A 12,608-nucleotide genomic window follows, 5' to 3' on the forward strand; every position below is an offset into this window, starting at 1 on the left:
GTAGTTCGCAGACGCACTCTCGTCGGCAGAACCGTGAGCCGGAGGACCCAGCACGCCACGACGTTCGTAGCGAGCGCTGATCCGCGCGCGTTTAGGCGCATCTGTCTCGTCCGGCGGCTGGGGCTAACGGCGAGGTGGCATTGGTGCGACCGGGCGGACCGCGGTGAACTGGGCGTGCTCGTACCGGGTGGCGGCGAGTAGCAGCAGCCATTCGTCGCAGCTCTGCCACGGGTAGACGTCGGCGGCACCGCCGCGTACCGCGCTGGGACCGTCACCGTTGCGTGGGCGGGCATCCGCCGGGGCGCCCGCGAACCCGGGAATCCACACGTCGGCGCAGATCTCGTTCGCCGAGCCCATCGCGGCCAGCCCGAACGCGTTCTCGGCGGCGGCTGTCCGCTGCTCATCACCGAAGTCGTCGAGCACCTGGTCCTCGCCCGGTTTCCCGTCGCCGCGGAAGGTCAAGGTGGTGGTGCCGGCTCGGGCTGCGTACTCCCACTCCGCCTCGCTGGGCAACCGGAACGGCAACGCGTCGAGCAGATCATCCAGGTCATCCTCAAGCCGAGCCGTGCCCGACTCCACGTCGGCGTAGTCGTCCTCATACTCCGGCAACCAGTGCCGAACCTGCGCGACCGTCAACGGATGCCGAGCGATCAGGAACGACTCGACCCGCACCTCACGTACGGGCTGGGCATCCCCCGCGCCAGCGAAGAACGGCTCAAGAGTGTCCTCGACTCCACCACCGCGCTCGATGACGCGTACCGCCGCCAGTTCCGCCTCGGACAAACCCATCCGGAAGGTCCCACCGGGCACCTCCCGAAACACCACACCGGACGCGACGTGCCGCCAAGCCGGCCGCCCCGCCACCGTCTCCTCGGTCCACACGGCGCCGAACGCTAGCAGCCACCAACCGCATCGCCAGGCACGAGCATTCGGTCGCCACGCGCTCACCGGCTACAACCGTGCTCCGGTCGCCCGAGCTGAACGAGACGCTACGTGGCGAGCGATTCGCGGCAGATCCGGCAGGCGGCCCGCTTGGTAGCCCGGGAAAGATCAAGATCATGGGACGTAGAGCTACCAGCATTCGAGCGTGAGCGGCTGTTTCGAAGCGAGGTGAAACTGCTCGACCACCGTGATCGACTCGTCCGCCGTGGATCTTGGTCGGGTCGCCGGCCGTGACCGGCGGGACGTTCCCGACGAGCTGAAGCTAGGCGGTAACGAGACCTCCGACGAAGCGGGTCTTGGACGCGCATCGGTTGGCCGGTGCTGTGGATCAGGGCTGGGACGCCACGGTGAGCTTTACGATGTCTGGGGCATAGACGGTCATCCAGTGCGGATGCAGCCGGTAGTAGACCACGTCGTTGTCCCAGTCGAAGAGGTCGTCGCCGTAGAAGTCCTTCACGTACGCGAGCACGTCCGGCCAGTCCGTGGCCTGGTCACCGTTTCGGGGGTTGAGGATCTCCACCTTGCCGTGCGTGAAGACGCCGAGATCCTCACCGCGCATATGGGCGGCGCTGACGGCGGGCCGCGCCGCGAGGTGGCGCGCCTTGGCGGCGTCGCGCGCCGTACCGAAGTACCACTTGCCTCGCAGGAAGTGCCCGTCCACACCGCTGATCCGCGGCTCACCCTTCGCCGTCACAGTCGCCAGAGCGAGGGTGCACATGCCGGTGAGGACCTGGGTGAGCTGCTCCGCGTTCAGTGTGCGGGCGGTGTTGATGATCGAACGGAGGTGGGAGGTGGAGCCGGCGAGGGAGGCGTCAAGGAGAGCTTGGAGCCTTTCGAGATCTTCTGGGGTTTCGCGCATGGAGGTCCTTGTCGCTCCGCATCTGTCCGTGCCGTGGTCGCGCCTCTCACCGGCGCCCGACCGATGAACCCATGCTCCACCCAAAACCTGACACCTTGCGTCATATTTCTCCAACTGGCTTGCGGACGACAGCGGACCACACGGGCAGCCGGCGCAACGCGCGTTCTACGCGGCCAGCTGAGGACGTGTAGGATGATCCGCGTCAGCGATGAGGGGAGGTGAGCCCGGTGAACACTCAATGTCATGTCTGGGCGCTCCACCCGGCCATCCCTGTCCGCTGACTTCGCGTCGGGGAGCGCCCTCCTAGCCGGAGGAACAATGACCCTCTCCCCGTTCCGTATCGATGTATCCGACGAGGTACTCGACGACCTGCGAACCCGACTGGCCCGTACACGCTTCACCGACCGCAGCGGCGATCAGCCGTGGCAGGCCGGCACCGACCCCGACTACCTGCGGCACCTGATGTCCTACTGGGCCGACGGGTTCGACTGGCGTGCTCGGGAAGCCGAACTCAACGCGCTGCCGCATTACCAGGCCCAGATCGGCGGCCGGCACATCCACTTCCTTCGCGTACCCGGGACGCGTCCGGCCGGCGCGTCCGCGCCACTGCCGCTGATCCTGAGCCACGGCTGGCCCAGCAGCTTCGTGGAGATGCTGCCGCTGGTCGATCGCCTGGCCAACCCCGCTCGCCACGGCGGCGACCCCGCCGACGCGTTCGACGTGGTGGTGCCATCGCTGCCAGGCTTTCTGTATTCGGACTTGCCGGAAGGTCCGCTCACCCGTGCCGCGATGGCGCAGACGCTGCACCAGTTGATGACCGACGTCCTTGGCTACCAGCGCTACGGCGCCTTCGGTGGCGACGTCGGCGGCGTGGTCACCGGTTGGCTGGGCGCCCTGTATCCCGAGCAGGTGGCCGGCATTCATATGATCCACCCACCGTTCCCGGCAAGCTTCGACTCCCACCCGCTGTCGCCCGCCGAGCAGGCGTACCTCGATGCCGACGCGGCGTACGACCAGACCGATGGCGGCTACAGCGCCATCATGGGCACCCGGCCGGACACCATCGCCGCGGCCCTGACCGACTCCCCAGCCGGACTGGCCGCATGGCTCATCGACAAGTACCGAGACTGGAGCGACAACCACGGGGACCTGGAAAGCCGGTTCGACCGGGATACCCTGCTGACGATCATCACCCTGTACTGGGCGAGCGGCACAATCGGCTCCTCGTTCCGGCAGTACTTCGACTTCGACCACAACAGCCCACGACCCGACATCACTGTGCCGGCCGCGTTCACGGTGAGCACCGAAGCGTCAATGGCCAACTTCCCACGCGAGATCGCCGAACGCGCCTGCACCAACATCCGGCACTGGAGCGAACCAGGGAAGGGCGGACACTTCATGCCGCTGGAGGAACCGGACCTACTCGCCGGCGAACTGAGACAATTCTTCACGTCGCTCCGCCCGTACTGATCAGCAAGGGAGCCGGGCCATATCGGCCCGGCTCCCGCTGCCGGGTTCGCGTACCAACAGTGAGAAGCTACCCGTAATGCCGTCTCGCACTTGTCAGACGCCCTCAACTCGGTAGTTCGGGAAGCCGGCCGGACCGAGTCCGGCCACGGAGCGTGACGGTAACACCCGGCAGGTAGCGCGCCCGCTCGGCGGCAGATCCGTGCATGGCGGAGTGCCGTGGACGAAGGGTCCGACGATGCTGTGCCGGGTGAGGGCGGCTGGCGGTGTCCCGGCGGCCAGGATCCACTCGTCGGCAAGCGTGGCGATGGTCAGGTCGCCGGTGTCGAAACGCAACACGAGGCCACAGCTGTCCTCGCCGTGATGGCCGACGATCACGGCACCGTCGGTGAGTCGGGCGCCGACGAACCGGGCCAGCACATCGGGGTGTTGTGCCGGGCCTACCTCGGTTTGCCCGTACTGCCCCATGTCGTAGGAGCCGTAGGGATCTTCTGTGGCCAGCAGGAACCGGTCACCCCGGCCGCGTACGCCAATCGGGACAGCGTGGTCGAACAACAGCCACGCGTGCAGCAGGCTCTCGGCGTCCGGTCCACGCTGTCCCGCGTACCAGTGCCGGGCCTCGGTCACCGCCACCGTCGCCGGCTGGCTCCCCAGTGCCCACCAAGCACCCAGCTCAGCCTCGTGCCGGAAACTCGTCGCCGACCACTGCCGCCTGTCGTGCACCTGGCGGGGCACCTTTACCCGCCCACGCGACTACATCTTCTTCCTGGCCGGACACCGCCGGCGAGGCGTTGACGTGCTACACGGGAGCTCGTACTTAGCCGCCCGCCCGCCTTTTTCGAGGGTATTTATTACGACGGTCGCCAGCTGGTGACCGCACCGTCGCAACCGACCGCCACTGTCCAGCAAGACGGATCGTGCACTGTGGTCTGGAGCATCGACGGTGTCCCCGCTAAAGACATACCCATCATCGACTTCCAACGGACCGACCACGCCGATGCGGCGAGGGCATTACCGGCGCACGCTTGAGGAACTCAGTCCCGGCGGCGTAGGCCGACCACCACGCGTGCCGATGACGCCTGCACCGTATTCAACACTTTCCGCGCGTTCGCTGTCTGCAGCATGGCCGAGCCGCCGACGGCAGGCCGTCACATCCGGCAGCATCGGATCGCGACAGATCCGGATGTCGCATCATGATGCTGTCAGTCATCATCATCGCGTGGATGCCCGCCGCGCCGGCGCACGGCTGCGGGCGACCCCGATCTGCTCGTGGCACGCGTGTGGGTGGAGTCCGCGCCAGCGTTGCCGCCAGGTGCTACCGGGCCGGTCCGCTTGGTTCCGCTGTCACCAGCCCTCTGGCGTCACCTGCAGCCAGGCATGACGATCACCATGCACGAGGGCCGACCCGCGGTAGGATCGGCCACCATCGCTGGTCGTCATGCACTGATGATCGCACATCCAACGCGCACTCCCCTGGGGCGCAGCAGCAGTCGGCGAGTGCTGACCGCCGCTGACACCGCCCGCCCCACACCACCACGGATATCCCTCAGTGACGGCCTGGCCCGTTCCGTTCAGATCAGGTCGATGCGTTCCTGCGCGACCGGATAGCCGGCCCTCGCGAAGGTGGCGACCATGGGGAAGTTGGTCTGGTCCGTGCCGGCCACGATGTGCTCCGCCCCCTCGTCAATGAGCATGTGCGTGGCTTCGACGAGTAGATCGTAGGCGTATCCGTGGCCACGGTGCTCGGGCACCACACCGATGTAACCGATGACCGGATCGCCGTAGTTGCGGCTGGGGACGCTCAGGCCGACCAGGTCCCCCGCAGGGTCGTAGGCCAGGCGCCACCAGTCGCGAGGGCTGGGCTTCCAGTACAGGTGGTCCAGTGCTTCCTGGCAGGCCGCGTCCAGCCCGGACCTGGCGATGGTGCGGCGTGCGTGGGCGTCGAGACTGCCCTGATGTAGCCGGCGGAAGACGTCAAGGATCGCCGCGTCATCGGGCTCGGGCCGAAACTCCAGGCGAGCCGGACGTTGGGGAACGCCGCAGTCCGGCGTCCATCGGTATCGGTACCGTTCGACAAGCAGTGACAGGCCGCCGGCCGTGGCCGCGTCGATGCGGGACCGGGCTTGCCGCCGGACCGCAGGATCCTCGCGCCAACCGGTGGGCAGCATCAGGGAGTACTCGGCGCGCAACGGTGCCGTGCGCAGTAACCGCACTGCGGCCTCCATGTCGGTAAAGTCGAACCAGTCCAGGGCCAGCGGTTCGTCGTCGTTGGGGCCGGCCCACCAGGCGGCACGAGCGACCACCACGCCGTCGCGCAGGGCCACCCACGTCCACTCCGGACGGTACTGGCCGGCTGCGGCCATGTCGGCGTAGGTGTCGCCGAAGGCGGCGAACCCAACCAGGCCAGGATCGGGCAGGGACTCGAAGAGATCCTCCTCGCTCACGGCGAGGGGGCGGATGACCAGGTCGGTCATGGGGTTCCTTCCGGGTAGCGATGCGCTCCCGTTCAGACCCTCGACGCCCTCGTGGTTGGGTGGGAGCACGTGACAGTCATCGTGACCACGGTCCCACCTCCTCTCATGCCAGCAAGGGCGCCGAAGAAAGCTAGCACAACCAGGGCCGCAACCAGCCCGCCTCATCGCCGCCACCCGTCAGCCCGCACAGAACGCCGTACATCCGTAGCCCCCGGGCAGGGCAACCAGGGGACCGGACGTGGCCGGGGCAGGCGGCCCCTCCGGATCTCATCGTTCGTTGCTGGTTGAATGCCGTCGTGACCAAGGACTGGCTCCGGTGGCACCAGGATTACGACTCCCCGAACTCCTCGCTGGCGCGCAGGCTGCGCGTCGTTCAGCATGACCTTCGCCGGGCATTGACCGAATCACCCCACGATGAACACGGCGCCCGGCGGTTGATCAGCATCTGCGCCGGTGACGGGCGCGATGTGCTGCCGGTCCTTGCCGAACATGACGGCGGTCGCACCGTCGAGGCCCTGCTCATCGAGCGTGACCCGGCGCTGTCGCAGCGCGCCCGCACCGCAGCCATCGGTCTCGGGCTGCCCCGGATCGACGTTCGCGCCGCAGACGCCGGCGCGACGGACACCTACGTGAACATCCAGCCCGCACATCTGCTCCTGGCCTGCGGCGTGTTCGGCAACATCACGGTCAACGACGTACGCCGGACCATCGCAATGCTGCACACCCTTGTCGCCGCCGAAGGCATCGTGATCTGGACCCGAGGACGCACCTACGACGGCCACGACCCCAGTCACGACATCCGCGCCTGCCTCGCCGAGAACGGCTTCAGCGAAATGTCCTTCACCAGCCCCACCGACGCCAGATTCCGGGTCGGAATGCACCGACTCACCACCCGCCCCACAACCGTCCCCCCGATGCCGCCCGGCACACGAATGTTCAGCTTCATCTGACTACCGGCGCTCCCCTCTGGCCGTCCAACGACAACAACCGCTCCTCCAGGTAGAAGCGGTAGGTGACCGAGCACGGCCAGCGGCATGTGCGGATGCCGGTTCGGAGGCTGTCAATGACTCCTGTCCGCTCGGCAGGCCAGTGCGGGCGGGCTCGCGGCAATCCGGATGCTCGGACGGCGTCGTGGTTGGATCACCCTGGCGAGGGCTCTGGCGTGACTGGACGGTTTACCCGGGCAGTCGGTTCCGGGCCGCGTCGGCCTGCGCGCTACCGTCTGCGTATCGCGGCGGCCGGGCTTCCGTATCCGCAGTGGATAGCCCAGTCCTGAACAGCACGAGGCGACACCGATGACCGACCCCACCAGCGACGCCGATCCCACCGCTGACGCCGAAGCGGGAACCGAGGAGCAGCCGCAGCCCTTCGAGAACCGCGCGGCACGCCGGTCCAAGGGCAAAGCCACCGCCAAGCACATCGGGGGCACCGCGAGCCGCGCCCACGGCCGTTCCGGCACTGTGCAGACTCCTCGCCAATATGGCAACCGTCGAAGCGGCTGATCGTCGGACGTCCTGGTCACGGCCATGTTCAGTACCTGTGGCTGCTACCGGCGTCTACGCGGCGTTCCGTTTGTGGGCCACATCAGCCGATCGGGTGGCTGGCGGTGATGATCGGCTATTTCCATGGGCGGCGGGCACCCTGCGACGTCTAGGAAGGAGGCATGGCCAACGAGCGGACCGTTCCCCTGCTGCCGTGCGCGTCCATTGACGACATCGAAACCTTCTACGGAGTTCTCGGGTTCCGTGCCACGTACAAGCAGCGCAAGCCCAACCCGTGTGTGGCGGTGCAGCGGGAAGACCTGCATCTGCAGTTCTTCGAGATCGCCGGGTTCGACCCGGAGCAGTCCTACGGCTCCTGTCTCGTCCTCACCGCGGACATCGAGGGACTGCACTCGGCGTTCGCCGCCGGCATGCGCGCCGCGTACGGCAAGGTCCTGGTGTCCGGAACGCCGCGGATGACCCGGCCCAGGGCGCGGAAGAACGCCGACGGGGTGGGCGGGTTCAGCGTCATCGACCCGGGCGGCAACTGGATCCGCGTCTTCCCAGACGCCGCCACCGCACCCATGCCGGCCGCCACGCCTGCCGGGCGGCTGGCCAAGGCCCTGGCGAATGCCGTCGTGCAGGCCGATTCCAGAGGAAACGTCGGACAGGCCGTTCGGATCCTCGACAGCGCGTTGGCCCGCCCGCAAACCGACGACGACCCCGTCGAGCAGGTAGAGGTCCTGGTCTACCGCGCCGAACTCGCGATGGTGCTGCACGACCCCGACACCGCGGCCGAGATGCTGACCCGCGCCCACTCCGTCACGCTCACGGAAGACGAATCCCAAAGAGCGGCAGCCACGTTCGACAACGCCGCCGATCTCGCCGCAGCACTACGGTGACTCACCAGCCTGGACGATGACATTATCGGCCCATGCCAACCACCGTGACCGTCATCCGCGACGGCGGCATCCGCGCACGCGGCTACCGCGACGGCGACGCCATCGTCTACGACTGGGGATTCACTTGGCAGGGAGTGGACCAGGAGCAGCGCAGCTTCGTACTGCTCGACACCGGATTTCAGATCAACCAGCCGGTGATCTTCCCGGAGCAGCAGCGCGACTGGTGGTATTGCGACCTTGTCAGCGTCGCTGACAACGGTGACACCGTGCACGTCGATGACCATTGGATCGACGTCATCGTCGGGCCGCCTGACCATCCATACCGGGTGCTTGACCTGGAGGAGTACGCCGACGCGATCGAGTCGGGCGACCTCGATGTCACTACCGGCATGGACGGGTTACGCCGAACGCAGATGTTCCTCGACCGGCATCTCAACCGTCGGCACGATACTCGACGTGACAGCTGGCCCGACTTCCCGCCTCGCGCCATCGCCACCTTGGCCGGTCTCCCGATGGCCCCGCAGTGGGAGCTGCTGGACACGTAACTCAGCAACAGGTTTCACGAGCCATGTCCGGACAAGGACGGCGCAGGACATGAATCAAGGTACTCGCGAGGAGTTGCTCGCCCGGGCACAGCGCTATCCGCGCGGCGAGTACTCGGCCGAAGGCTGCTACTTCGACACCCATGACTACGACGCGCTGAACCGAGTCCTGCTCGATCCGCTCGGTCCGGGTGGAGATCGGCTCTTCCAGCACGCGGTCTACGACCGCGCGGCAGATACTGCGTTGTCCCCGCCGGCCGCAACTGCCTCTGTCAACGCCGTGCTGCTCTTCGACGGCGTCTTCCTTATGCGCCCGGAACTGGTTGACCGATGGGAGCTGCGCATCTTCGTGTCGACCGCACTCGAGAAAATCGTGGATCGTGCCGTCATCCGAGAGCGCAAGATGTCATCTCAGGACGAAGTCGAACGCCGCTGGCGCGAGCGTTACATCCCCTCCCAACAGCTCTACTTCGCTACGGCCCACCCGGCCGACCACGCCGACATCATCGTGCACAACGACGAGCCCCAACAGCCAGTCTGGGAGACCCGAACACTCTGACCACGTTCACGCGACACGACAAATCCGAAAGGTGGATCTGGACGGTCACGCCGACGAACGTCCAGACCCACCTTTCGGACCGCTGGTCAACAGCCTGCCGTCCGCAACCTTCGGCTGGACAGGACACTCACTCCCAGTGGTCTTCTTGATACTTGATGAGGTCATCGCCGTGGAGTTGTTTGGCCACGTTGCCGACACGTACCCAGAAGTCTGATGCGCCGGGGCCGCCCTTGGCCGGTTTGGCGAAGATGGGTCGGCCGGAAGCGGCGACGCTGACCTGGCGGATCGTCTGTCCCTCGACCTGGGGAAAGCGGATGCGTACGGTCGGTGCGGTCGGGGCGGAGAGGCCGTCGTCGAGCAGTTGCCGGAGAAACAGCTCATAGCCGTCGACGGTCGTCGCTACGTACCTCTTGCGCTCGCCTGCGCGTGTTGAAGGCGTCCCGGACGACTGCCAACCGTCGGCGCGGTCGCCGAAGTCGCCGACAGTTGCGATCGATGTAGAGGCTGGTGTCCTCGTCGCATCGCGGTGGTTGGCGGACTGCTGCTACAACGTCCGGTATGGGTGCGGAGCCGGACTCCACGGGGGCCTGGGGCGGCCCGTCGGCACCCGGGCGGCGTGTTCTGGGGCAGCTCGGCGCGGTGTGGCTGCTCGGGTCGGCGCTGCTGTCCACTGCCATCCCCGCGCTGGCCGTGCTGCTCTTCGTCGGCTGGGGCGCGGTGCTGGTCGGGCTGCTGATCGTGGTCGTCCTCGGCCTCGGGCTGCTGTGGTTGACTGTCCGGTCCACGGCGTCCGTCACGGTCCTTGGTGCCCGTCCCGGCCTCTGGGCGCTGCTGGTCCTCGTCGGTGGGCTGGCCCTGGCCCGGCTCGGCTGGCCCTGGCCCGGCTCGGCTGGCGCTGGACCGACGAGGTGGGGCTCGCCGTCAGCTCCGACAGGACGCTCACCATGCTCCTGGGCGGCGTGCCACACGTCCTCGTCGCCGGGCTGCTGCTGCGCGGGTGGCGGCGGCGGCTCGCCGCCGGGCTCACGCTGGTCGGCCTCCTGGGCCTCGGCGTGGTCGTGCTCGCCCGTTCAGGCCCGGGCGAGGTCGCCGAGCGGCTGCGGTACGCGGCCCAGGACCGCCGGGCCGCGTACGTGGTCGAGGTCCCCGGATACCGCCCCGTCGATTCCGCCTACGGCGGTGAACTGGGCGCCGGGGATTTCGTGCCCGCCGACCCGGCCGCGGTGCCACCGGAGCGCCACGTCAACGTGATCGCCGGCCCGGTCGTCGGCAACGCGCGGGGGGAATGCGGCCAGCCGCACCTCGATGCCGCCCCGACAGTAGAGAGTTGCGCCACTGAACCGGGCGGGGTGGTCTATCTTCGCGGGGTTGTCGAGCACGGGTACCAGGTGACCCGCGGCGACCGCGGTGTCGTCGTCCTCGGCTCGCTGGCCGTCGACCGCGACCTGCTGCGCCGCGCAACCCGCACGCTACGCCCGGCGACCGCCGTCGATCTGCCCACCGAGGAACGGCCGGCCGACCTGTTCGTGGTCGGCCTGCCGGGTTACCGGGCCCAGCCACTCGGCATCCCCCGGGGCGTGGGCTACGCACCGGCCGATCACACTGGCAACGCCGCCAGTGTGCGCGTGGCGCTGCACGTCACGTTCGCCGGGCGGCACCCGTGCTTCCAGGCCGCCTGCACGTCCGAGGGCGCCGGGCTCACGTACGTCCGGCGCGAGGACAGCCACGGGTACGTGCTCCGCCGGGGTGATGTGGACGTCGGCGTCACCGGCGGCGTCGCCGTCGGCCGGTCGCTGCTGCGGGATGTGGCGCTGGCGGCGCGGCCGGCGAGCGAGGACGAACTGCTCCGAGCCCTGCCGCCGCCGCCCGACCGGGACCTGCTGGACCGCCTCCGGGCCTGGCTGCAGACCCGCACCTGACGACTGTGCCGACCGCCCCGCATCCGTACCTGGCCGCGCGGGCTCCAGAGGGCGGAGAGGGGCAGCACAGGCAGGCGCCCAGCGGCTGCTGCAATCATCATCCGGTCATCGACCGCAGCCCTGGGTGACCACGATCCGTCGGGGCGGCGGTTCCGCACACCCACCAGCACTTCGAGGGCCGCCCGTCCAGGTGGAAGCTCACCCGGGCGTCGGCGGCCGCTCCCGAGGACTCGTATGGCGCGTCGATGTCGCCGTGGCCGATGCGGTCATGGATCGCCGCGAGCCCCGGCCGTTCGTGACGATGTCGATGTCGCGCGGCTCCACCGCACACCGTGGAGCGCGCTGCCGGTCACCGCCCAGGCGACCTCGCGGCCGACGGTGCCGGCGAACCGGTCGAGCGCGGACGCCCAGGTTGCCGTCCGGGACGGGTCACGGACGGGTGCGTCCGGTAGCAGCGCGGGAATCTCGGTCAGGCGGCCGACCTCGGTCACCGTGTCGCCCTCGTTGCGGGCCGATCGGGTCGGGCCGCGGGTGAATGCGAGCACGCCCGCGTCGTCGGTGAAGTGGTCGAGGGGGCGTAGCCCCTGGTAGCCGGTGAGCCGGTCGGCGACGGCGTGCAGCAAGGTTCTGACCGGAGCTACCGGTCACCGGCACCGCCGACGCCAACTGGACCACCGGCCACGGTGACCCCACGTGATGCGCGGCTCCGGCTATGAGCGGGTGTCGCCGGACGTGTTCAGTCCAGATCCGCCATCTCGCGACGGGGCTACCGTTCAACGTGGGCGGCGAGGTTTGCCAGCGAGGACGCGAGCCCGGCCGCGTGATCCTCTGCGGAGATGCCGGAGGGCACGTCGTCGGCTCGGATGTCCACCCGCGTCCCCTCGTCGGTTGCTGTGACCTCCCAGGTCATCGTCATGGTGCCCGCATAGTCGGGATCGTCGGCGACGAAGTTGACGGCGTGCACCACCCGGACACCGGGGACGATGTCGACGAAGCGCGCCTCGACGATGTCGGAGTCCGCGGTGGCCTTGCCCGACGCGGTCGAGGCGTCCGCGTAGGTAAGCACCATCCGGTACGACCCACCCGGCCGGGCATCGAACCGTTCGAACCTACCGCTCATCCCCGCGGGCGGAAGCCACGCGACGAGGGCGTCGGGATCGACGAGCGCAGCGTAGACACGATCGGGAGGGGCCGCGATCACCCGCGAGGCTCTGTCCGTGCGTGGCATAGCCCCATCATGGCGCATCGTCCAGGCCCCACCCCGGCAGGACGCACGCGGGCACCGGCCGGCTTCAATGCCGCCCTCGGTGACAGCGGTTCGCGGCATGTGCGAATGCCCAAGACACCACCACCACCGACCCAGAGCCGCAACAGGCCTCCGGCCGGGTTTCACACCCACGTGCGGCAGATCCGTGCACACGCCTGAACTATTAGGAGATCCACACGCAACTGTGCAGGGGTCT

At 68.3% G+C, this 12,608-nt stretch carries 12 protein-coding genes and 2 pseudogenes; 7 read left to right on the forward strand and 7 right to left on the reverse strand.

The genetic code is table 11. The features are described from left to right. Positions 1–123: 123 nt before the first annotated feature. Both Van01_RS32040 and Van01_RS32045 read right to left on the reverse strand, forming a co-directional pair. Complete coding sequence (locus Van01_RS32040; RefSeq protein WP_204015604.1) at positions 124–882, reverse strand: formylglycine-generating enzyme family protein; 759 nt, start codon at positions 880–882, stop codon at positions 124–126. Positions 883–1,270: 388 nt separating this feature from the next. Then, the gene (locus tag Van01_RS32045; protein ID WP_204015607.1) at positions 1,271–1,801 is read right to left on the reverse strand and encodes a pyridoxamine 5'-phosphate oxidase family protein; all 531 of its coding nucleotides are present in this window, start codon (positions 1,799–1,801) and stop codon (positions 1,271–1,273) included. Between the two features lie 318 nt (positions 1,802–2,119). Here Van01_RS32045 and Van01_RS32050 point away from each other — a divergent pair, with 318 nt between their 5' ends. Beyond that, a complete protein-coding gene (locus Van01_RS32050; protein WP_204015609.1) occupies positions 2,120–3,271 on the forward strand; it encodes an epoxide hydrolase family protein in 1,152 nt (383 codons plus the stop codon). Between the two features lie 93 nt (positions 3,272–3,364). Here Van01_RS32050 and Van01_RS32055 read toward each other — a convergent pair whose 3' ends face one another. After that, a complete protein-coding gene (locus tag Van01_RS32055) occupies positions 3,365–3,991 on the reverse strand; it encodes a hypothetical protein (protein WP_204015610.1) in 627 nt (208 codons plus the stop codon). A gap of 848 nt (positions 3,992–4,839) precedes the next feature. Next, entirely contained in the window at positions 4,840–5,742 is a 903-nt protein-coding gene (locus tag Van01_RS32060; protein WP_204015612.1) for a GNAT family N-acetyltransferase, read from the reverse strand. A 296-nt stretch (positions 5,743–6,038) separates the two neighbouring features. Between Van01_RS32060 and Van01_RS32065 the strand changes: the two genes are divergently transcribed. The 5 genes and pseudogenes from Van01_RS32065 to Van01_RS32085 all read left to right on the forward strand — a co-directional run. Beyond that, a complete protein-coding gene (locus Van01_RS32065; protein ID WP_204015614.1) occupies positions 6,039–6,692 on the forward strand; it encodes a class I SAM-dependent methyltransferase in 654 nt (217 codons plus the stop codon). Positions 6,693–7,037: 345 nt separating this feature from the next. Beyond that, complete coding sequence (locus tag Van01_RS32070; RefSeq protein ID WP_204015616.1) at positions 7,038–7,244, forward strand: hypothetical protein; 207 nt, start codon at positions 7,038–7,040, stop codon at positions 7,242–7,244. Positions 7,245–7,405: 161 nt separating this feature from the next. After that, complete coding sequence (locus Van01_RS32075; RefSeq protein WP_204015618.1) at positions 7,406–8,125, forward strand: DUF8817 family protein; 720 nt, start codon at positions 7,406–7,408, stop codon at positions 8,123–8,125. A 32-nt stretch (positions 8,126–8,157) separates the two neighbouring features. Continuing rightward, positions 8,158–8,670 (forward strand): DUF402 domain-containing protein, encoded by a 513-nt coding sequence (locus Van01_RS32080; RefSeq protein WP_204015620.1) that lies wholly within the window; start codon positions 8,158–8,160, stop codon positions 8,668–8,670. Between the two features lie 73 nt (positions 8,671–8,743). Next, a pseudogene (locus Van01_RS32085) lies at positions 8,744–9,226 on the forward strand (nucleoside/nucleotide kinase family protein); the annotation flags it as partial. A 127-nt stretch (positions 9,227–9,353) separates the two neighbouring features. Here Van01_RS32085 and Van01_RS33685 read toward each other — a convergent pair. After that, positions 9,354–9,614, reverse strand: a pseudogene (locus tag Van01_RS33685) (GmrSD restriction endonuclease domain-containing protein); the annotation flags it as partial. A 520-nt stretch (positions 9,615–10,134) separates the two neighbouring features. Here Van01_RS33685 and Van01_RS32090 point away from each other — a divergent pair. Further along, positions 10,135–11,145 carry a hypothetical protein gene (locus Van01_RS32090; protein ID WP_204015622.1) on the forward strand — a complete coding sequence of 337 codons (1,011 nt, stop codon included), beginning with the start codon at positions 10,135–10,137 and terminating at the stop codon, positions 11,143–11,145. A gap of 266 nt (positions 11,146–11,411) precedes the next feature. Here the strand turns inward: Van01_RS32090 and Van01_RS32095 are convergent, their stop codons facing one another. Together Van01_RS32095 and Van01_RS32100 are read right to left on the reverse strand one after the other, a co-directional pair. After that, on the reverse strand, positions 11,412–11,768 hold the full coding sequence (locus tag Van01_RS32095; protein ID WP_204015624.1) for a hypothetical protein: 357 nt from the start codon (positions 11,766–11,768) through the stop codon (positions 11,412–11,414). Positions 11,769–11,911: 143 nt separating this feature from the next. After that, on the reverse strand, positions 11,912–12,472 hold the full coding sequence (locus Van01_RS32100; protein ID WP_308442439.1) for an SRPBCC family protein: 561 nt from the start codon (positions 12,470–12,472) through the stop codon (positions 11,912–11,914). Between the last annotated feature and the right edge of the window lie 136 nt (positions 12,473–12,608).

This window comes from Micromonospora andamanensis, from assembly GCF_016863495.1.
GTDB classification, from domain to species: domain Bacteria; phylum Actinomycetota; class Actinomycetes; order Mycobacteriales; family Micromonosporaceae; genus Micromonospora; species Micromonospora andamanensis.